General features: G+C 71.3%; 22 protein-coding genes. 13 read left to right on the top strand and 9 right to left on the bottom strand.

Translation table 11 applies throughout. The features are described from left to right. Nucleotides 1-59: 59 nt before the first annotated feature. Nucleotides 60-524 carry a GNAT family N-acetyltransferase gene (locus tag CF165_RS14925; RefSeq protein ID WP_093948105.1) on the bottom strand — a complete coding sequence of 155 codons (465 nt, stop codon included), beginning with the start codon at nt 522-524 and terminating at the stop codon, nt 60-62. A 69-nt stretch (nt 525-593) separates the two neighbouring features. Here CF165_RS14925 and CF165_RS14920 point away from each other — a divergent pair, with 69 nt between their 5' ends. Beyond that, the gene (locus CF165_RS14920) at nt 594-1211 is read left to right on the top strand and encodes a TetR/AcrR family transcriptional regulator (protein ID WP_093948104.1); all 618 of its coding nucleotides are present in this window, start codon (nt 594-596) and stop codon (nt 1209-1211) included. On the opposite strand, the gene CF165_RS14915 is transcribed toward CF165_RS14920, so the two are convergent. Next, entirely contained in the window at nt 1168-2133 is a 966-nt protein-coding gene (locus tag CF165_RS14915) for a helix-turn-helix domain-containing protein (RefSeq protein ID WP_093948103.1), read from the bottom strand. The two genes, CF165_RS14920 and CF165_RS14915, sit on opposite strands and share 44 nt — an antisense overlap. 51 nt (nt 2134-2184) lie before the next feature. Here CF165_RS14915 and CF165_RS14910 point away from each other — a divergent pair, with 51 nt between their 5' ends. The 7 genes from CF165_RS14910 to CF165_RS14880 all read left to right on the top strand — a co-directional run bounded on the left by CF165_RS14910 (nt 2185) and on the right by CF165_RS14880 (nt 8188). Continuing rightward, nucleotides 2185-2565, top strand: coding sequence for a cupin domain-containing protein (locus CF165_RS14910; protein ID WP_093948102.1), 381 nt, complete (start codon nt 2185-2187; stop codon nt 2563-2565). A gap of 9 nt (nt 2566-2574) precedes the next feature. After that, nucleotides 2575-3150: a GNAT family N-acetyltransferase gene (locus CF165_RS14905; protein WP_093948101.1), complete on the top strand. Its 576-nt coding sequence runs from the start codon at nt 2575-2577 to the stop codon at nt 3148-3150. A gap of 32 nt (nt 3151-3182) precedes the next feature. Beyond that, the gene (locus tag CF165_RS14900) at nt 3183-3686 is read left to right on the top strand and encodes a winged helix-turn-helix transcriptional regulator (RefSeq protein ID WP_093948100.1); all 504 of its coding nucleotides are present in this window, start codon (nt 3183-3185) and stop codon (nt 3684-3686) included. 69 nt (nt 3687-3755) lie between these two features. Further along, on the top strand, nt 3756-4253 hold the full coding sequence (locus CF165_RS14895; protein WP_093948099.1) for an SRPBCC family protein: 498 nt from the start codon (nt 3756-3758) through the stop codon (nt 4251-4253). Beyond that, a complete protein-coding gene (locus CF165_RS14890) occupies nt 4250-5275 on the top strand; it encodes an LLM class flavin-dependent oxidoreductase (protein WP_093948098.1) in 1026 nt (341 codons plus the stop codon). The genes CF165_RS14895 and CF165_RS14890 overlap by 4 nt, the downstream gene beginning before the upstream one ends. An 11-nt stretch (nt 5276-5286) precedes the next feature. Beyond that, nucleotides 5287-7599, top strand: a complete 2313-nt coding sequence (locus CF165_RS14885) for a molybdopterin-dependent oxidoreductase (RefSeq protein WP_093948473.1) — start codon at nt 5287-5289, stop codon at nt 7597-7599. A gap of 43 nt (nt 7600-7642) precedes the next feature. Further along, entirely contained in the window at nt 7643-8188 is a 546-nt protein-coding gene (locus CF165_RS14880) for a dihydrofolate reductase family protein (protein WP_093948097.1), read from the top strand. A 33-nt stretch (nt 8189-8221) separates the two neighbouring features. Here the strand turns inward: CF165_RS14880 and CF165_RS14875 are convergent, their stop codons facing one another. Further along, complete coding sequence (locus tag CF165_RS14875; RefSeq protein WP_093948096.1) at nt 8222-9745, bottom strand: AMP-binding protein; 1524 nt, start codon at nt 9743-9745, stop codon at nt 8222-8224. Between the two features lie 61 nt (nt 9746-9806). On the opposite strand from CF165_RS14875, the gene CF165_RS14870 reads away from it, so the two are divergent. Together CF165_RS14870 and CF165_RS14865 are read left to right on the top strand one after the other, a co-directional pair. Continuing rightward, nucleotides 9807-10634: a hypothetical protein gene (locus CF165_RS14870; protein ID WP_205660866.1), complete on the top strand. Its 828-nt coding sequence runs from the start codon at nt 9807-9809 to the stop codon at nt 10632-10634. Nucleotides 10635-10804: 170 nt separating this feature from the next. Continuing rightward, the gene (locus CF165_RS14865; protein WP_093948094.1) at nt 10805-11128 is read left to right on the top strand and encodes a nitroreductase/quinone reductase family protein; all 324 of its coding nucleotides are present in this window, start codon (nt 10805-10807) and stop codon (nt 11126-11128) included. On the opposite strand, the gene CF165_RS14860 is transcribed toward CF165_RS14865, so the two are convergent. The 5 genes from CF165_RS14860 to CF165_RS14840 are packed head-to-tail and all read right to left on the bottom strand — an operon-like array spanning nt 11129 to nt 15794. Continuing rightward, nucleotides 11129-11977, bottom strand: a complete 849-nt coding sequence (locus tag CF165_RS14860; RefSeq protein WP_205660865.1) for an LLM class F420-dependent oxidoreductase — start codon at nt 11975-11977, stop codon at nt 11129-11131. It abuts the gene before it with no gap. A gap of 36 nt (nt 11978-12013) precedes the next feature. Next, nucleotides 12014-12703, bottom strand: a complete 690-nt coding sequence (locus CF165_RS14855) for a TetR/AcrR family transcriptional regulator (RefSeq protein ID WP_093948093.1) — start codon at nt 12701-12703, stop codon at nt 12014-12016. 29 nt (nt 12704-12732) lie between these two features. Further along, a complete protein-coding gene (locus CF165_RS14850) occupies nt 12733-13659 on the bottom strand; it encodes a phosphotransferase enzyme family protein (protein WP_093948092.1) in 927 nt (308 codons plus the stop codon). A gap of 11 nt (nt 13660-13670) precedes the next feature. Beyond that, on the bottom strand, nt 13671-14864 hold the full coding sequence (locus tag CF165_RS14845; protein WP_093948091.1) for a pyridoxal phosphate-dependent aminotransferase: 1194 nt from the start codon (nt 14862-14864) through the stop codon (nt 13671-13673). A 21-nt stretch (nt 14865-14885) separates the two neighbouring features. After that, a complete protein-coding gene (locus CF165_RS14840) occupies nt 14886-15794 on the bottom strand; it encodes a hypothetical protein (RefSeq protein WP_093948090.1) in 909 nt (302 codons plus the stop codon). Between the two features lie 212 nt (nt 15795-16006). Between CF165_RS14840 and CF165_RS14835 the strand changes: the two genes are divergently transcribed. The 3 genes from CF165_RS14835 to CF165_RS14825 all read left to right on the top strand — a co-directional run bounded on the left by CF165_RS14835 (nt 16007) and on the right by CF165_RS14825 (nt 17796). Beyond that, nucleotides 16007-16306, top strand: coding sequence for a YciI family protein (locus CF165_RS14835; RefSeq protein WP_093948089.1), 300 nt, complete (start codon nt 16007-16009; stop codon nt 16304-16306). Between the two features lie 117 nt (nt 16307-16423). Then, a complete protein-coding gene (locus CF165_RS14830) occupies nt 16424-17062 on the top strand; it encodes a dihydropteroate synthase (protein ID WP_093948088.1) in 639 nt (212 codons plus the stop codon). Next, nucleotides 17059-17796: a dihydrofolate reductase family protein gene (locus tag CF165_RS14825; protein ID WP_093948087.1), complete on the top strand. Its 738-nt coding sequence runs from the start codon at nt 17059-17061 to the stop codon at nt 17794-17796. Before CF165_RS14830 ends, CF165_RS14825 begins: the two co-directional genes overlap by 4 nt. 387 nt (nt 17797-18183) lie before the next feature. Here CF165_RS14825 and CF165_RS14820 read toward each other — a convergent pair whose 3' ends face one another. Next, nucleotides 18184-18579, bottom strand: a complete 396-nt coding sequence (locus tag CF165_RS14820) for an NUDIX hydrolase (RefSeq protein WP_093948086.1) — start codon at nt 18577-18579, stop codon at nt 18184-18186. Nucleotides 18580-18584: the final 5 nt, after the last annotated feature.

The following is an 18584-nucleotide window of genomic DNA, read 5'->3' as shown; positions in this document are numbered from 1 at the left end:
AGGCCCGATGCGCGTGCCACCGCCAATAGCTCAGCCTGGGGCGGCCATCGGAAAACCGATCACAGGTCGCGCGCGAAGCAACGCGAGAGCGGTTCTCCGCGGTAGGGCCCGAAAGCCTCGATCGGTTCGTAGCCTTCGCGCTGGTAGAAGCGGATCGCGTCGGGCTGCCCGGTGCCGGTTTCCAGCAGCAGCCGGGTGATGCCGAGGCCGCGCGCGTGGTCTTCGAGCGCGCGCAGCAGCGCGGCCGCGACGCCGGTGCCGCGGGCCGCCGGCTCGACGTACATGCGCTTGACCTCACCCGATCCCGGCCCCAGTGGCCGGATCCCGCCGCAGCCGACGGCGGTCCCCGCCGCGTCCCTGGCGACGAGGAACACCGCGACGGTCTCGGCGGTCGGCAGGGCGCCGGGCTCGTGGTCGTCGGTGCCGTAGCGGGCGTCGAGCTCGGTCCGCTGGGCTTCGCGCAGGCGGACGGCGTCGGGATCGTCCCAGGTCACCGGGCTGATCGTCAGTGTGCAGTCGATCATCGGATCACCCTTCCTGTTTCGTAACGGTTGTTACCGTAGCAGCTGTTACGCTCCCGGGAAGGAGGCTGGATGCCGAAGCAGCGTGACGTGCGGGCGCAACGGGAACTGCTGTCGAACGCGACGTGGCAGGTGCTCGCGGAAGAGGGCTTGCCGGGGTTGACGCTGCGCGCGGTCGCCGAGCGCGCCGGGTGCACCACCGGCCTGGTCATGCACACGTTCCCGACCAAGAAGGCGCTGTTGCTGCACGCGCGCGACCTGCTCTACGAACGCACGGCCGTCCGCGCCGACGCGGCCGAGTCGGCGAGCGCCGACGCTGCGGGCGCGTTGGCGGCGGTGCTCGGCCAGGCCGTCGACCTGCCGCACGGTCACCACGAGGAGTCGAGGGTGTGGGTGGGTTTCCTGGCCGCGGCCCTGGCCGACGAGGACCTGGCTGACCGCCACCGAGCGGCGAACCACTCGTTCCTGGCCCGGATCCGGCGGCTGGTCGCGGCGGTCCGTCCGGAATGGACGGACGACCACCTCGAACGGGCGACGAAGGGCCTGGTGGCACTGGTGGAAGGGCTGAACGTCCTGGCCGCGGCCGACCCGGCGGCCTATCCGGCGCGGCTGCAGCGGGAGGTGCTGGCCAAGGCGCTCGCCGAGATTACGCGGCCGGGCCGAACCGGCGGCGGTAGGCGCTCGGGCTGAGACCCGTGTGGCGCCGCAGCTGCAGCCGCAGGTTCGCCGCCGTGCCGAACCCGCTCGCCGCGGCGACGCGGTCGAGGCGGAGTTCGCCTCGCTCGATGAGGCGGCAGGCCAGCGTCACCCGTTCCGTCGTCAGCCACGCCAGCGGGGTCGTACCCAGTTCCGCGCGGAACTTCCGGTGCAGCGTCGCCGGGCTGGCCGACGCGCGGGCGGCCAGGTCGGCGACCGTCAGCGGCGTGTCCAGCCGCTCGAGGGCCCACGCCAGGACCGGGGCGAGCGACGTCTCCGGCACCGCGGGCACCGGGCGGGCGATGAACTGCCGCTGCCCGCCGTCGCGGTGGCCGGTGAACACCAGGCGGCGGCTGACCGCGTTGACGACTTCGGCGCCGTGGTCGCGGTGGATGAGGTGCAGGCCCAGGTCGAGTGAAGCCGCGCTGCCCGCCGCCGTGAGGACGTTGCCCTCGTCGATGAACAGCACGTCCGGCTCCCAGCGCACGCGAGGGAACCGCGACGCCAGCGAAGCGGCCCACTGCCAGTGGGTCGTCGCCCGCTTCCCGTCGAGGACACCCGCCTCGGCGAGGGCGAGCGCTCCCGTGCAGAAGCTGACCAGCCGGGCGCCGCGGCCGGCCGCCCGCCGGATGGCCGCGATGATCGCCGGCGCCGTCGGCACGTGGGTGTCCGGCCGGGCGGGCACGATCAAGGTGTCCGCCGTGTCGGCGGCCTCCAGCCCGGCGACGCCGGACAGCGTGAACATGCCCAGGTTCATCCGCACCTCCGGCGTCGCGGCGCAGAGCGTGAAGTCGTACCAGGGACGATCCAGCTCCGGGCGCCGGAGCCCGAACAGCTCGGTCGCCACGCCCATCTCGAACGGGTTCGACTGCTCGGTGACGATCGCGACCACCCGGTGCGAGAATTCTTGCGGCATGTGCGATTCCTAGCACTCCCGCGCCGGGTACGCCAGGACGAGCATGGCGTCATGAACCCGATCGACCTCAACGAAGTCCTGGCGAGCTTCGACGCCGCCTGGAGCCCGCGGATCGTCACCCGCGTCAACGACTACGACATCCGCCTCGCCCGGTTCGACGGCGAGCACGTCTGGCACGTCCACGCGAACACCGACGAGTTCTTCCTGGTCCTGGACGGCGAGATCGAGATCGGCCTGCGCGATCCGGAGGAACGCGTGGTCACGCTGGCGCGCGGCCAGGTGTTCGTGGTGCCGAAGGGCACGTTCCACAAGCCGTCGTCGAAGTCGGGCGCGAGCGTGCTGCTGGTGGAACCGGCGGGGACGCTCACGGTCGGCGACGTGCACGACGACGTGCCCGGCCACGTCGATGTCACGACCGGGCACCTGGTCTAACTTCGGACCATGCTGACTGTCGTATCGGTCGACCAGGCGTCCTGGGCGGACCTGCAGGCGATCTTCGGCGACCGCGGGGATCCGGCCCGCTGCCGGTGCCAGTACTTCAAGGACACGCCCGCCGAATGGCGTTCGGGCACTTCCGCCGAACGCGCCGAGCGGCTCCGTGCCCAGACGGCCGACCGCGCGACCGGGCTCGTCGCCTTCCTCGACGGCGAGCCCGCCGGCTGGTGCGCGGTCGAACCGCGCACGGCCTATCGGCGGCTCCGGACCAGCCGGCTGGTCTGGGCCGATCGCGACGAGGACCCGGCGGACGACGGCGTCTGGGCGGTGACGTGCTTCGTCACGCGCAAGGGGTTCCGCCGCCAAGGGGTGAGCGCGGCGCTGGCGAAAGCGGCCGTGGGCTTCGCGCGGGAACGGGGTGCCCGGGCCGTCGAGGGCTATCCGATGCTCGTCGAACCGGGCCAGAAGGTCGCCTGGCCGGCCGAACTGTTCGTCGGCACCGCCGGCATCTTCGCCGACGCGGGCTTCAGCGAGGTCAGCCGTCCCACCGCTCGGCGCGTCGTCATGCGGCTGACCTGCTGAGTCTCTCTCCGAAACGGGGTACCCTCGGCCGCATGAAACGGACATCGTTCGCGCAGTGGCCGTGCTCGATCGCGCGCACCATGGATCTGCTCGGGGACTGGTGGACGCCGCTGGTGCTGCGGGACGCCTTCTACGGCGTGCGCCGCTTCGACGAGTTCCAGCAGGCGCTCGGGATCGCGCGCAACACCCTCGCCGACCGGCTCAAGCGGCTGGTCGACGAAGGGCTGCTGGAGAAGGTGCCCTACCAGACCGAGCCGGTGCGCTACGACTACGTGCTCACCGAGAAGGGCCGCGACTTCTACCCGGTGCTGCTCGCCATGACCCGCTGGGGCGACAAGTGGCTCGCCGCGGAAGCCGGCCCGCCGATCACCGTGCACCACCTCGCCTGCGGGCACGACACGCACGCCGAAATCGCCTGCGCCGAGTGCGGCGAGCCGATGACGCCGGACGACACGCGGATGCGCCTCGGTCCCGGCTTCCCGCCGCGGCTGGCGCGCCGCCCGGACGTCGAGGAGCGGTTCGCGCGGCAGGAGTGACGTTGACAGAGTAGGTCTATCTACGCAACTATCGTGGTCAGACGGCTCTTCGAGAGGAGTGCGACCACGATGGAGTGGACCGGGGCGAGGTACGCCGACCTGCCGACAGCCGAGGTCTCCACGTGGATCGGCGCCGCACCCGAGGACGTCTGGCCGGTCGTCGCCGACATCGGGCTGATGCCCGAGATGAGCGCCGAACTGCAGTCCGTCGCGTGGTGCGACGGCGCGGTCGGCCGCAAGTTCGTCGGCCGCAGCAAGCACGACGCCTTCGGCGAGTGGGAGACGACCTCCTACGTCGTGGAGTGCGAAGCGCCGCGCGTCTTCGCGTGGGCCGTGCAGGATCCCGACGAGCCGAGCGCGGTCTGGAAGTTCACGCTCGAGCCCGAAAACGGCGGTACCCGGCTGAGCCAGTGGATGCGGATGGGCCCGGGCCGGTCCGGGCTGTCGTTCGCCATCGACCGGATGCCCGAGAAGGAACAGAAGATCGTCTTCGTCCGCATGCGGGAGTTCGAGACGGCGATGGCCGGCAACCTCGCCGCCATCAAGGCCCGGATCGAAAACCGATGAAGACCGCGACGACTGTCGAGTTTTCGAAGGACACGCGCGCGACACTGGATTTCGTGCTGGAGGCGGAAAAACTCGGTCTCGACGTCTGCTGGGTCGCCGAAGCGTGGGGCTCGGACGCGCCGTCCGCGCTGGGGTACCTCGCCGCCCGCACCGACCGGATCCGGCTCGGCTCGGGCATCGTCCAGCTCGGCACCCGCACGCCGGTCGCGATCGCGCAGGCCGCGTTGACGCTGGCCGACCTGTCCGGCGGGCGGTTCTCGCTGGGGCTCGGCGCGTCCGGGCCGCAGGTGATCGAGGGCCTGCACGGCGTCCCGTTCGCGAAGCCGCTGACGCGGATGCGGGAGACCGTCGAGATCATCCGCCAGGCCTTCGCCGGGGAGAAGATCTCGTTCTCCGGCCGGGCCTTCGAGATCCCGCTGCCCGGCGAGGCCCGGCCGATGCGGCTGTCCACCGCGCCGAACCCGGACATCCCGATCTACCTCGCGACGCTGTCGCCGAAGCTGCTGGAGCTCACCGGCGAGGTCGCGGACGGCTGGCTCGGCACCAGTTTCGTGCCCGAAGGCGCCGACGCTTACTTCACGCACCTCGACGCAGGACTCGCGAAGGCGGGGAGGCAGCGCGAAGACATCGACGTCTGCCAGGGCGCCGAAGTCGCCTTCGCGGACAACGAGGACGAACTGCGCGTCATGGTCGGCGGCCGCAAGAAGGAACTCGCCTTCAGCCTCGGCGGGATGGGCTCGGCCACCACGAACTTCTACAACAACGCCTACAGCCGTCAGGGCTGGGCGGACGTCGCCGCCGAGGTCCGTGAGCGCTGGCAGGCCGGCGACCGCGACGGCGCCGCCGCGCTCGTCACCGACGAGATGGTGCTCGGCACGACGCTGATCGGCACCGAGGAGATGGTACGGGAACGGCTGCGCGTCTGGCGTGACACCGGGATCGACACGGTCCGGCTGTACCCGGCCGGCGAAACGCCCGCGGCGCGGCTGGAGACCCTCGGCCGCGCGCTGGACCTGCTGTGAAGGGGAACGTCATGGGCGAGTGGCAGCGCACCGCGTGCAGCCTCTGCTACCTCAACTGCGGGCTGGAGGTGCAGCTCGACGGCCGGAAGATCACCCGCGTCCGCGGCGACAAGGCGCACCCGCGCTCGGGGGGCTACCTCTGCCAGAAGGCGCAGCGCCTGACCTGGTACGGCGACCACGAAGACCGGCTGACGACGCCGCTGCGGCGTCGCCCCGACGGCACGCACGAGCCGATCGGCTGGGACACCGCGCTCACCGAAATCGCCGCGAAGCTGCACGCCGTCCGGGACGCCGACACCGCGGCCGGGCGGCCCGGCTCGTTCGCCTACGTCGGCGGTGGCGGCCAGGGCAACCACTCCGGCGGCGCGTATGGCGCGTCGCTGCTGAAGTGGATGAACTCGACGCGCCACTTCAACGCGCTCTCGCAGGAGAAGACCGGCGACTTCTGGGTCAACGGCAGGCTGTTCGGCTCGACGAGCGTGCACACCGCCGAAGACGTCGAGCACTGCGACCTGCTGGTCGTGCTCGGCTGCAACCCCTGGCTGGCCCACGGGTTCACCAACGCGCGCCAGGCGCTCAACACGATCAAGAACGACCCCGCGCGCCGGATGATCGTGATCGACCCGCGGCGCACCGAGACCGCCGAACTGGCGGACCTGCACCTGCCGCTGCGCCCGGGCACCGACGCGTACCTGCTGGCCGCGATCCTCGCGCTGGTCCTCGAGCGCGGCGGCGAGGACGCGGAGTTCCTCGCCGCCCGCACCGAAGGCTTCGACGAGGTCGCCGCCGTGCTGGCGAAGGTGCCGGTCGACGAGTGGATCGCGCACGCGGAAGTGTCCCGTGTGGACGTCGAACGGGCCGTCGACCTGATCTTGGCGGCGAAGGCGATGACGGTCCGCGTCGAGCTGGGTATCCAGCAGGGCCGGAACTCGACGCTCAACAGCTACCTCGAAAAGCTGCTGTACCTGCTCACCGGGCACTTCGGCCGCGAGGGCACGAACAACTTGCACTCGTGGCTGCTGCCGCTGTGGGGTGCGACGACCGGGCAGCGCTCCGAGATCACCGGGTTCGAGTACATCGGCGGCCTGCTCCCGGCGAACACCCTGGCCGAGGAGATCCTCGCCGACCACCCGAACCGGGTGCGTGCGGTGTGGGTCGAATCGTCGAACCCCGCGAACACCTTCGCGGGCACGCGGGACGTCGAACGCGCGCTGCGGGCCGCCGAGCTGTCGGTGGTCGTCGACGTCGCGTACACCGAGACCGCCGCGCTGGCCGACTACGTCCTGCCCGCCGCCTCCCAGCACGAGAAGTGGGAGTTCACGCTCTTCACCTTCGAGTGGCCGACGAACTACTTCCAGCTGCGGCCGCCGTTGCTGGACCCGCTGCCGGGCACCCTCGTGGAAGCCGAGATCTACACACGGCTGTTCGACGCGCTGGGCGTGCTGCCGCCGTCCGATGTCCTCGCCGAGCTGGCCGCCGGGCCGCGTCCGGAGCTGCAGGGCGGGATCGCGGCGCTGGTCCAGGCGATGCCGGAGCGCGCGGCGATCCTGCCCGTGCTGCTCTACCGCACGCTGGGCGCGTCGCTGCCCGATGGCGCGGCGTCGATCGCGCCGCTGTGGGCGGGCTGCCACCGCGCGGCGAAGTCGATGACCGTGCAGGTGCAGCGCGCGCTGGGCAGTGACGCTACCGGGCCGCGGCTGGGCGAGGAGCTGTTCTCGCGCGTGCTGGCCGGTCCCACGCCGTTCTCGGCCCACGAACAGGACGAGGTGTGGAGCCTGATGCGCCGCGAACGGGTCCACCTGGCCGTGCCGGAGCTGCTGGACTGGCTGGCCTCCCTCGACCCGGCCGCCGACCGGCCGGCGCCGGACTATCCGTTTTCGCTGCTCAACGGGCAACGGCGGACGCACAACGCCAACCAGATCCTGCGTGACCCGCACTGGCGCCGCACCGATCCGGACGGCGCGTTGCGGGCGCGTCCCGAGGAGCTCGCGTCGATCGGCGCTTCGCCGGGGGACTGGGTCGCCGTCGTGACGGCGGCCGGCCGGGTGGTCGTCCGCGCCGAGGCCGATCCCGGGCTGCGGCCGGGACAGCTGGCCCTGCCGCACGGCTACGGCATGGCGCATCCCGACGCCCACGGCCGGCGGGTGGTGAGCGGACCGCGGATCAACCTCCTGACGGACGCCATGGACCGCGACCCGATCGCCGGCACGCCACACCACAAGGACGTCCCGGCGCGCCTGGAGCCGGCGACGGAGGCGGAACGGGCGCGGGCGGAGTCGGACAGCGCCCGCGTGCGCGAAACCGTCGCAAGTGGACAGTCTTGACGTTTCGGCGGTTTATAGTGGGACCCCTGACCAAAGGGGGCCCATGCGCAAGATCGTCTCGAACCTGTTCAGCTCCCTCGACGGCGTGGTCGAAGCTCCGGACAAGTGGTCGCTGCGCTACTGGAGCGACGAAATCGGCCAGGCCGTCGGCAGCGGGATGGCGGCGGCCGACGCGATGCTGCTGGGGCGCGTCACGTACGAGGGGTTCGCCGAGGCGTGGCCCGGCCGGACCGTCGAGGACGACGAAGGCGCCGAATTCATGAACAACGTGCGCAAGTACGTGCTTTCGTCGACGCTGTCCGCGGTCACCTGGAACAACTCGACCCTGCTGACCGGCGACCCGGCCGGGGCCGTCCGGGCGCTGAAGGCCGGACCGGGCGGCGACATCATGACCAGCGGCAGCACCACGACGGTGCGGTGGCTGCTGGGCGAGGGTCTGGTCGACGAGCTGAACCTGCTGCTCCACCCGATCGTCGTCGGCCGCGGGAAACGGCTGTTCCCCGAGCAGGGTCCGTCGTTCCCGCTGGAGCTGCGGAAGTCGGCGACGTTCGGCAACGGCGTCGTCCAGCTGACCTACGTGCCGGCGTGACCTCGCTGAGCCGCGTCGAAGAAGAACCGCAGCTCAGTTGACCTGCCTCGGCTGACCTCGCCAGAACGGCTCCCGGAGCTTGAACTTCTGGATCTTGCCCGTAGCCGTGCGAGGAAGCTCATCCAGGAACTCTATCCGCTTCGGGCACTTGTACCCCGCCAGATGATCACGGCAGTGCCGGATCAGCTCGTCGGCTGTGACGTCGGTGTCCACCACGACCAGCGCCGTCACCAGCTCGCCCCACTTCTCGTCCGGGATGCCGATCACCGCGGCCTCGCGGATCGCCGGGTGCGAGTTCAGCGCGTCCTCCACCTCGATCGACGACACGTTCTCGCCGCCCGAGATGATCACGTCCTTCTTGCGGTCGGCGATCGTCAGGTACCCCTCCGAGAAGGAACCGCCGTCGCCGGTGTGGAACCAGCCGCCTTCCTGGACCCGCGCGGTCTCCGAAGGGTTCTCCCAGTAGCCGTCGAGGTTGTGGTTCGACTGCGCGAGCACTTCGCCGTCGGTGTCGACGGAGATCCGGACGCCCAGCGCGGGCGTTCCCGCGCGGCCCAGCAGCCGGGCCTGCTCGTGCGGGTCGAGGTCCGCCCATTCGGCGCGCATTCGGTTGACCGTCAGCAGCGGCGCGGTTTCGGTGAGCCCGTAGATCTGGATGAACTCCCAGCCCAGTTCCGCGCGGACCCGCTCGATCGTGCGCGTCGGCGGCGGGGCGCCGGCCACGACGATCCGGACGCGGCCGCGGCCCGGGATCTCGCCTTCCCAGCTCGCGGCGCCGTCCAGCGCGGCCGTGACCACCGCGGGGGCGGCGCAGAGGATGGTGACGCCGTGTTCGTCGATCCGCCGCAGGATCTCGGTGCCGTCGACCTTCCGCAGCACGATGTGCCGCCCGCCGAGCCCGGTCACCGCGTACGGCATGCCCCAGCCGTTGCAGTGGAACATCGGCAGGGTGTGCAGCAGGACGTCGTTGTCGTTCAACGTCGTGTGCAGGCCGAAGACGACGGCGTTCAGCCAGATGTTGCGGTGGGTCAGCTGGACGCCCTTCGGCCGCGCGGTCGTGCCCGAGGTGTAGTTGATCGTCGCGGTCGCCGACTCGTCGCCGTCCCACGGCCGCGGTGTCCCGTCGCCGCCCCAGATCGCCTCGTCGTCGCGGCCCAGGACGAAGACGTGCTTCGCCGTCACCCGGTCCAGCAGGTGTTCCAGCTCGGGGTCGACGATCAGCACCTCCGCCCCGGAGTGCTCCACTATGTACTCGACCTCGGCGGGTGCCAGCCGGAAGTTGACCGGCACCAGGATCCGGCCCCAGCCGGACACACCGAAGAACGACACGAGCAGGCGCGCGGCGTTGTGCGACACCATCGCGACGCGCCCGCCGGCCGGCACGCCCAGCGCGTCGAGGTTGGCGGCCTGCGCGCGGGCCCGGCGCGCCACCTCGCGGTAGGTGAGCGAACCCCAGCTCGGCGCGGGCTGGTTCGGCTCGTCGACCACCGCGACGCGGTCCGGGTAAACCGTTTCCGCGCGGTCGAGGAAGTCCCGGACACCCAGATCGAAGAACATGCCCCCGATGATGACTCTTCGCAGGTGCTCACACCAGTCCGATGTGGTTCGCTGGAGCACGATGGACTTCGACACGGTGGCCGGCGAGCTCTACGGGGGCGACCTCGCGGAGTTCGTCAGCGCGCGCAACGCGGCGGCGAAGGCCGCGAAGGCCGAGGGCGACGCCGAGCTCGCGGCCAAGATCCGCGAGCTGCGGAAGCCGACGACGGCCGCGGCGATCGTCAACCGCCTGGCCCGGGAGGACGCCGGCCCGTTGCGTGAGCTGGCGGAGCTGGGGGACGAGCTGCGGGACGCGCACACCCGGCTGGCCGGCGACGAGCTGCGCGCGCTGACCCGCCGCCGCGGCGAGCTCGTGCGGCGGATCAGCCACGAGCTGCCGTCGATGAGCGACTCGGTGGCCCGCGAAGTCGAAGCGACCCTGGAAGCCGTCGCGGCCGACCCGGACACGGCCGCGCTCGCCCTCGCCGGGCGGCTGACGTCGGTGGCGCACCAGGACACCGACCAGTGGTTCACCCTGGCCGCGAGCGTGCCGCCCGCCACCGGGAAACGCCCGAAGAAGCTGGTGGACAAGGCGGAGCCGGCGAAGCCGAAGCGGGACCACCGCCGCGAAGAAGAGGAGCGGGCGCGTGCCCGCGCGGAACGCGACCGCCTGCGCAAGGAAGCCGCCGACCGGGCCAAGGACCGCGCGGTGGCCGAGCGCGACCTCGTCCGCACCGAACGCGCGGCTGAGCAGGCGACGGCCCGCGTCGAAGACCTGCGTGAGCGCTTGGCCGAGGCCGAGGCACGCGCCGAGCGCGCGACGGCCGAGTTCGAACAGGCCAAGGAGACCTACGAGCAGGCCGACGCGGCAGCCGAGGAAGCACGGAAAGCCGCCGACGCCGCCCGCTGACGCGTGCTAACGTGCCTGTGCGCCCCGGATGGGCCTACGCACGGAGGTAGTGGCTACTCAGCCCCCTTGAGTTCGACACGTTCTGCATTCCTTGGCAGAAGTGTGCCTCCGCGCGCCCGATCCGTGTCGGCTCACGGCCTCCGGTGACCTCTTCATCGGAAAGGACCAGCTTGATCTTCCTCACCACGACCGGCGCCCGTACGGGCAAGAAGCACCGGGTCACCTTGGGAGCCCTGGACATCGACGGCCGGCTGGTCGTCGTCGCGTCGGCGATGGGCTCGCCGAAGCACCCCGCGTGGTACCACAACCTCCGCCACAACCCGCTGGTCACCGTGGAAACCGAGGCGGAGACCTTCGAAGCGGAGGCGGTACTGCCGCCGGACCGCGACGAGCTGTTCGCCGCCGTGGTCGAGCGGGAACCGGGGTTCGCGGACTACCAGGCGCGAACGACCCGGGTCCTGCCCGTCGTCGAGCTGCGCCGGCTCGACGGCTGATCAGAGCAGCACTTCGGCCAGCCGCCGCTGGTTCGCCAGCTCCACCTCGGGTGACGGGCCGAGCACCTGCACCGCCACGTGGTCCGCCCCGGCGTCCACATGGGACCGCAGCCCCTTCGCGACCGTCTCCGGCGAGCCGTGCCGGACGAGGTCGTCGATGAGGCGGTCGCTGCCCCCGTCGGCGACGTCGGCCTCGGTGTATCCGTGGCGCAGCAGGTTGTTCACGTAGTTCCGCAGGCCCAGATAGGGGGTGCGGACGTACGGGCGGCCGATGGCGCGCGCGGCCACCGGGTCCTCGTCGACGACGACCTTCTGCTCCGGCGCGAGCAGCTTGCCCGCGCCCAGGAGCGACCGGGCGTGCCGCGTGTGCGCGACCGGTACGAGGTACGGGTGGGCGCCCGCGCTGCGCTCGGCGGCCAGTTTCAGGACGCGGTCGCCGAGCGCGGCGAGGATCCGGGCGTCCACCGGCACGCCGGCCGCGTCGAGCCGGTCGAGGTAGTCGACGATCTTCTCGTAGGGGCTGCGGTATCCGGTGACCGACTCGGGGTGCCCGACGCCGATGCCGAGCAGCAACCGGTTTCCGTACCGGCCGGCGAGCCGGTGGTAGGACTCCGCGAGGGTCTCCGGCTCGTCGACCCACATGTTCACGATCGCCGTCGCCACCGTGATGCGCTCGGTCGAGGCGAGGACGTCCTCGACGAACGCGAGGTCGCCGACGGAGTTCCGGCCGGTGCCGAACCAGACCGCGCCGTAGCCGAGCCGGTCGGCCGCGATCGCCTGCTCCTTCCGGCTCGCGTCGTCGCGGTGCGGGGCCAGGAACAGGCCGAACTGCTTCACTACATTTGTCATACAAGTCAATGTAGCAAATGTAGCGCCCGGATGTGCTCAAACGGCCAGCCGGTGGAGCCACTCCCGCAGCATCTGCCGCTCGGTGGTGGTCAGTGCCTCGGTGTCGTCGGCGAGCGCGGTCGACAAAGCGACAGCGAGCGCGCTCACGGACGACCCTCCGGCGGGGCGGTCGGCGAGCAGCCCGGCCAGGACCGACTCCCTGACCTGCGCCGACATGGCCAGGTCGCGGCTTTCCTCTGGCTGCGCGATCAGGCTGAGCGTCACGCCGCTGTTGGCCGCCGCGAACTGCCGCGCGGCCTCCGCCGCCTCGACGCGCAACCGGCCTTCGCGCGCCAACGGCGTGAACAGCTCCAGCAGCATCGCCTCCGCGCTCGAGGTCAGGTTGCACGGCACGCCGGTTTCGATCTGGCCGTAGAGCAGCACGTAGAACCCGGGGTGCGCGAGGCCGTACTCGACGTGCCGGTCCCAGCCCGCGCGGATGCGGTCCACCGGATCGCCGTCCGGCGACGGGATCTGGACGTACTGCGTGAAGCCGTAGTTGACGACGGCGTCGAGCAGGCCCTGCTTGCTGCCGAAGTGGTGGTACAGCGTGGGGGCCTGGACGCCGGCGCGTTCGCAGATCGCCCGCGTCGACACCGGCCCGTCGCCGGCTTCGTGCAGGAGCTGGCCCGCGGCCAGCAGCAGGCGGTCGCGGGTACTGGTGGCGCTGCTCGATCGTCCGGCCATATAGCAATTGTAACGACGGCCTGTAACGGTCAGCGCAGCCGCAGCTGGAGGTCCCGGAGCGCGGCGAACGCGTCGAGGACCTCCGGATCGGTCGTGGCCGCGGCCGGGCGCACCGACCGGTAGCCGTCGAGCAGCGCCTCCCGCAGTTCTTCCCGCTGCGGCAGGCGCCCGAGCGCGGCGTGGGCCACGGCGAGGTCGTAGGCGTAGTGCCCGAACCCGCAGCCGTCGAAGCCGACCGCACGGACCCGGCCGCGGTGGAACAGGTAGTTCTCCTGGTGCAGGTCGCCGTGCACCAGGCCGAAGACGTCGGCGCCGAAGCCCAGCTCGGCCCGGACCGCGCGGACGCGCGCCACCGTCTCGCGGATCCGTTCGTCGCCCCCGGCCAGTGCCACCGCCCGGTCGACGACCGCCGCGGAGAAGCCGTCCACCTGCGTCCGGCCGAAGTCGGTCAGGTCGTCGACGCGGCCGCGGTCGAGGCCGTTCATCCGCGCGCCGTGCAGGTGCAGCCGCGCGGTGAACTCGCCCACCGCGTACAGCTGCGGTGCGCTGAGCCGCTCGTCGACGAACCGGCCCTCGACCCAGTGGCAGAGCACGCAGGTGCGGGGTTCGGGCACCGCCGGGTCGGCGACCACGGTGACCAGGTCCCGGCCGCGCGTCGGCACCGGCAGGGGGACGACGAGGCCGGTTTCGCGGCGCAGCGCGGCGAGCCAGGCCAGCTCGGACCGCACCTGCGCGGCGCCGGGGCCGTCCGGCCGCTGCACCCGCAGCACGTACCGGTGGCCGTCCGCGCCGTCGACGCGGAACGTCGTGTTGAGCCCGTGCCCCAGCGGGGTCAGCCGGGCCACCGGCACGTCATAGGCGGTCAAGGCCGCTTCGGCGAGCCGGCGCAGGCGTCGCGTGCGGCCGGAGCGGTCGAGTTCGGTGAACGGCCGGCTGTTCGCCTGGAAGTCGGCCATCGCCCAGGTGCTCAGCTGATCGACCGTTCGGGTTCGCGGGCGTGCGAGACCAGCTCGATGGCCGGCGACGTGTGCCGGCCGCCGCCCAGCCGCTCCACCCCGTGCAGGCCCTCGACCAGCCGCTCGACCTCGGCGTCCGGTCGCACGCCCAGGCGGATGAACTGGCTGGTCATGCCGATCTTGTTGCCGCACTGGCGGACCAGCAGGTGGTGTTCGGCGAGCAGGTGGTCGCACAGCTCGGCGCCGTCGACCGAGCCCGGCAGCTTGACGAGCAGGAAGTTCGCCTGCGACGGGTACACGGTCAGCTCGGCGAACTGCCCGAGCTGCGAGCTCATCATGAACCGGTCGAGCGCCAGCTTCTTCAGGCTGTCCTCGTACTCCGCGCGGTGCTCGGCGAGCATGAAGATCACGGCCTCGGCGAGCGAGTTCAGGTTCCACTTCGGCAGCGCGGCCGACAGCTTGCGCGTCAGCGCCGGGTTGGACACCTGGTAGCCGAACCGGATCCCGTGCAGCCCGAAGTTCTTGCCGAGGCTCTTGAGCACGATCACGTTCGGCCGCACGACAGCCTCGGCGGCCACCGACGGGTTCCGCTCGGCCTCGACGAAGTCGACGAACGACTCGTCGATCACCACGAGGTCCAGGTCCTCGAGGGCGTCCATGAACCGGATCACCTCACGGCGCGGCAGGTACCCGCCGTCGGGGTTGTTCGGGTTGCACAGCACCGCGACCCGGGAGCCGCGGCGCTTGATGAACTCGATGTACTCGTCCACGCGCAGCTCGAAGCCGTCGGCTTCCTTGAGCAGGAACATGTCGACGCGCTTGCCGGTCTCGACCGGCTGGTCGGTCCAGCGGCCGAACGTCGGGATCGGCACGGCGACACTGGACCCGACCAGCAGCCGGTCGATCCAGGTGATCAGCTCGGTCGAGCCGTTGGCGAGCGAGATCGTCGACGGGTTGAGCCGCAGCACGCTCGCCAGCTGCGCGGTGATCGCGCCGGCGTCGCTGGGGTAGAACTTGAGGATCGTGCGGAGACCGCGTTCCAGCTCGCCGAACATCTCGTCGGTCGGGAAGTACGGGTTGCAGGGAATGCAGAAGTCGGCGAGGTCGTCCGCGTGGTGTCCCATCGCCCTGGACACGGAGAAGAACGACGGGCTGTGCGCCTGATCCTGCCGGAAAAGGCCGCTGGTGGTCATACCGTGCCGCACGCGTGGTCTCCGTCCGCCGCATTACCGGCCCCTTGCCTTCCCATCGGAGACACGTGCGAATCGGACGGCCGGTTCAATGCCGGACAACGCGTAGAGCCCGCTGCCGGCGAGCACGGCGGTGGCCAGCACGGAAAGGGCGATAACCGGCAGCGGCGCGGCCAAGGGCGAGACGCCGGTGAAGGACTCGACGCCGATCACGGCGGTCAGCACGGCGTCGGAGACGACGGCTGTCTTGACGACGCGCATCCGGTGCGCTTCGGGCCAGCGGGTGAACTGCAGCAGCCAGGCCACCGCGGGCAGCACGAGGATCGCGTGCATCGCGACGGCGTGCAGCGGCTTGAGCGCGCCCGCCGTGGTGTAGGCCAGCTGCGGGTCGCCGCCGCGGGCCGCCACGACCCCGCGGCCGATCATCACCGCGCCGGTGGCCAGCGCGATCAGCAGCACCACGAGGCCGGCGCGGATGGCCAGGCGCAGGCTCGGCGCGTCCGGTCCCGGCTCCACGAGCGCGGCGGCGGTGAAGCCGACGACGGTCAGGATGATCACCCCGCCGCCCGCGGCAAGCGTCATCGAGACGGCGTTGTCGAACGGCGTCTCGAAGTTGAAGTGCGACGGCACACCGCGCCACACCTGCGTGCTGACCAGCACGACCTCGACGACACTCGCGGCGGTGAACGCGCCGAGCAGGGCGTTGCGCCAGCGAAGGCGGATGGTCAGGAACGACGTCGCCCAGGCGACCGACGCGAGCGTCAGCCCGAACGACAGGCCGAAGGTGACGGCCTTGCGCATCGACAGCGGTCCCAGCCACGAGCCGCCGGTGGCGATGAGCACGATCGCGTGCACGGTGCCGCTCAGGAACAGCGCCGCGCCGACGGCGTAGGCGATCCGTTCGGCTCGCCTGCCGTCGTGCCAGATCCGGGTCAGTGCGTTCATGGCGCCGAGTGTCGCCCGCCGGGCCCGGGCACCGCGTCGGCCCGGTGGCGGCACCGGGACGTACGACGACAGGCGTACGGCACCCGGTGAGAATGTCGAAAAAGCATTGGTAAAGGAATTCCATGGTTCTTGACGGAATATTAACGGCGCCCGTGTCCGGTGCCACTCTGCAGGCGGATGCGAGGTCGCCCGCGGAGTTCTACTCTGCGAACATGTACATCGCACTGCTGACCTACACAGCGCCCGAAACGGAAGTCGACTACGCGCTACCGGACCATTCGGACTGGATGCGCAAACAATTCACGAAAGGAATTTTCCTGGTTGCCGGAAAAGGCAACGGCCGGGCGGACCAGGTGATCCTGACGCGCTCGTGCCTGCGCGGCAAGCTGGACGCCGTGCTCGCCTCCGATCCGTTCGTGGTCCAGCGGCTCGCCCGGTACGACGTCATCGAGTTCACCGCCACGCGCACCGCCCAGGAGCTGCTGGCGATCAACGAGGCCATCGCCTCCTGAGGAGTCCGCCACGGCCGGGTGGCCCGGCGACGATGCCCCGCCACCTGCCGGCGAAGACCGCGCACCCCCTGCTCCGCTTATGATCGCGAAGCACGGATGTCCAGCAGGGAGAGTGCGATGAAGACCCCCGACCTCGTTTTCCGGGGCCGCCGGTTGAGCAGTGACCGCGCGCTGGTGCTGGCCGCGGTCGAGGTGCTCCCGGACACGTCGGCGGCCCGGACTGCCGCAACTGCCGCAACTGCCGCACAGGTTGCCGCCCGGAACGCCGTCGCCGACGGCGCCGACCTCGTGAGTTTCGCCGGAACCGGCGTCGAACCCCTGGTCGCGTGGGCGCGTGAGACTTTCCCGAGCCTGTTCGTCGCGGTGGACACCGCGGACCCTTCGGACGCCGCGGCCTGCTGCGAAGCGGGCGCCGACCTGGTCGTCGCGCGTGCCGACCTCTCCGGGGTCGCGGCCCGTTTCGGGACCGGCTACGCCGCTTCTTCGGTGCCCGGCGCGGCCGGGCTGCCGGCCGAGGGCGTCGTCCTGGACGCCGGGGTGGTGCGGACGGCGGTGCCGCCGCCGGGAGACTTCCCCGTGCTGGCCGAGGTGGCCGGGGACGGGACGCCCGGTGGACTGGCCCTGGCGGCGCTCGCGGCGTCGGCGGGGGTGGCGATCATCCGGACCGCGCACGTGCGCCGGGTGCGGCAGGTGGCGGAGATGGCGGCGAGCATCGCGGGCACCCGCCCGCCGGCGAAGGCGGTCCGATGGGAGTGATCCGGCAGGTCTGGCCGTCCGGGCGCGATCTCGGCGACGAAGACCTCGAGCAGCTGTACCGCTACCCGGACGGCCGCCGGTGGGTCGCGGTGAACTTCGTGTCGAGCACGGATGGCGCGATCGCGGTGGAGGGCCGTTCGGCGGCCTTGTCGACCCCGGCCGACCGGATCGTCTACCGGCTCGGCAACGACCTGGCCGACGTCGTCCTGGTGGGCGCGGGAACGGCGATGGCGGAGGGGTTCGAGGGCATGCGCCCCGACGAGCGCACGGCCGCCCGCCGCCGCCGGTTCGGCCTGGCCCCGATCGCCCCGGTGGCGGTGGTGACGACGGGCCGCTCCCTGCCCCCGGACGCGCCGGTGATCACGAAGGCCTCGGTCCCGACGCTGGTTTTCACGGGCTCGACGGCACCTTCGGCGTTGCGTGACGCGTGGACGGCCAACGGCGCCCGGGTCTTCGTGGCGGGCGAAGCGGAGGTGTCGGCCGAGCGGGTGGTCGAGACCCTGGCGGCCGAGGGGCTCGGCCGCATCGACTGCGAAGGCGGGCCCAGGCTGTTCGGCTCGTTGATCGAGGCGGGCGTGGTCGACGAGTTCCGGCTGACCGTGGCCCCGTTCCTGGTGGCGGGAACCGCGAGCCGCGCGGCGGTCGGCGGGGTGGTCGACCCGGCGGAGCTGGAGCTGGCTTCGGTGCTCACCGACGGGGCCAGCGTCCTGCTGCGGTACCTGACTCCTCGCTAGTGTGCCGACCGGACCGGCGACCGGTTTCCGCCGACCTGGCTACAAGCGCCCCAATGTGGCGTTGGGTGCGTTGGACGCACCGAACGCCACATTGGGGCGCGTGAGCCGGTTTGTGACCGGAGCGTTTCGGACCCGGTGAACCTTGGCGAGCGCTTCGCGAGCCCTCAGGAGCGCCGTTTTTGTCGGTGGTCTCCGGTAGCGTGGAAAACGGGGGCTGCTCAGGTTGATTTGCCTTGCTGCACAAAGGAAAACTCGCCTGCGAGCCGCCGCGGAGATCACCCGGTTCAGCGATGATGTTCGCACGGGTGTTCGGGTACCGTCGGAGACATGACCACCACGCGAAGACCTTCGCGGCGTCCCGGAATGGCGCTGCGGCAAGGAAGAAACCTAGAGCAACCGCCGGAAGTGGTCCGGCAGCGGCAGTTCCCGGGCCTGCGCCCGGGTCAGCCACGCGAAGTCGTCGTGCTCGGACGGATTGAGCACGACCTCGCCGGTCCCGTCTTCGTCCACTGTGTACACATAGGCGTGGATCCGCATCGCGCGTCCCGTGATGTCCGGCCACGAATCTCGCGCCAGCTCGCCGGTGACCCGGACCGTCAGCCCGGTTTCCTCGGCCACTTCGCGCACCGCCGTGGCTTCGAAGGGCTCGCCGGGCTCGGCGGTCCCGCCGGGCAGTTCCCACCGGCCGGCGAGGAACACGCCGGTCCCGCGGCGGAGGAACAGCACCCGGTCGTCACGAGCGATCCAGCAGTAGGCCAGGTGCTTGTGCGCGATCTCCGTCATGCGCG

It is taken from the genome of Amycolatopsis vastitatis (assembly GCF_002234595.1).
Taxonomy (GTDB): Bacteria; Actinomycetota; Actinomycetes; order Mycobacteriales; family Pseudonocardiaceae; genus Amycolatopsis; species Amycolatopsis vastitatis.
This window is presented reverse-complemented; position numbering and strand designations above follow the sequence as displayed.

What these genes read in the sequence shown, in the direction of transcription:
- CF165_RS14925 (WP_093948105.1), bottom strand. Translation starts at nt 524, where the DNA reads ATGATCGACTGCACACTGACGATCAGCCCGGTGACCTGGGACGATCCC.
- CF165_RS14920 (WP_093948104.1), top strand. Translation starts at nt 594, where the DNA reads ATGCCGAAGCAGCGTGACGTGCGGGCGCAACGGGAACTGCTGTCGAAC.
- CF165_RS14915 (WP_093948103.1), bottom strand. Translation starts at nt 2,133, where the DNA reads ATGCCGCAAGAATTCTCGCACCGGGTGGTCGCGATCGTCACCGAGCAG.
- CF165_RS14910 (WP_093948102.1), top strand. Translation starts at nt 2,185, where the DNA reads ATGAACCCGATCGACCTCAACGAAGTCCTGGCGAGCTTCGACGCCGCC.
- CF165_RS14905 (WP_093948101.1), top strand. Translation starts at nt 2,575, where the DNA reads ATGCTGACTGTCGTATCGGTCGACCAGGCGTCCTGGGCGGACCTGCAG.
- CF165_RS14900 (WP_093948100.1), top strand. Translation starts at nt 3,183, where the DNA reads ATGAAACGGACATCGTTCGCGCAGTGGCCGTGCTCGATCGCGCGCACC.
- CF165_RS14895 (WP_093948099.1), top strand. Translation starts at nt 3,756, where the DNA reads ATGGAGTGGACCGGGGCGAGGTACGCCGACCTGCCGACAGCCGAGGTC.
- CF165_RS14890 (WP_093948098.1), top strand. Translation starts at nt 4,250, where the DNA reads ATGAAGACCGCGACGACTGTCGAGTTTTCGAAGGACACGCGCGCGACA.
- CF165_RS14885 (WP_093948473.1), top strand. Translation starts at nt 5,287, where the DNA reads ATGGGCGAGTGGCAGCGCACCGCGTGCAGCCTCTGCTACCTCAACTGC.
- CF165_RS14880 (WP_093948097.1), top strand. Translation starts at nt 7,643, where the DNA reads ATGCGCAAGATCGTCTCGAACCTGTTCAGCTCCCTCGACGGCGTGGTC.
- CF165_RS14875 (WP_093948096.1), bottom strand. Translation starts at nt 9,745, where the DNA reads ATGTTCTTCGATCTGGGTGTCCGGGACTTCCTCGACCGCGCGGAAACG.
- CF165_RS14870 (WP_205660866.1), top strand. Translation starts at nt 9,807, where the DNA reads ATGGACTTCGACACGGTGGCCGGCGAGCTCTACGGGGGCGACCTCGCG.
- CF165_RS14860 (WP_205660865.1), bottom strand. Translation starts at nt 11,977, where the DNA reads ATGACAAATGTAGTGAAGCAGTTCGGCCTGTTCCTGGCCCCGCACCGC.
- CF165_RS14855 (WP_093948093.1), bottom strand. Translation starts at nt 12,703, where the DNA reads ATGGCCGGACGATCGAGCAGCGCCACCAGTACCCGCGACCGCCTGCTG.
- CF165_RS14850 (WP_093948092.1), bottom strand. Translation starts at nt 13,659, where the DNA reads ATGGCCGACTTCCAGGCGAACAGCCGGCCGTTCACCGAACTCGACCGC.
- CF165_RS14840 (WP_093948090.1), bottom strand. Translation starts at nt 15,794, where the DNA reads ATGAACGCACTGACCCGGATCTGGCACGACGGCAGGCGAGCCGAACGG.
- CF165_RS14835 (WP_093948089.1), top strand. Translation starts at nt 16,007, where the DNA reads ATGTACATCGCACTGCTGACCTACACAGCGCCCGAAACGGAAGTCGAC.
- CF165_RS14830 (WP_093948088.1), top strand. Translation starts at nt 16,424, where the DNA reads ATGAAGACCCCCGACCTCGTTTTCCGGGGCCGCCGGTTGAGCAGTGAC.
- CF165_RS14820 (WP_093948086.1), bottom strand. Translation starts at nt 18,579, where the DNA reads ATGACGGAGATCGCGCACAAGCACCTGGCCTACTGCTGGATCGCTCGT.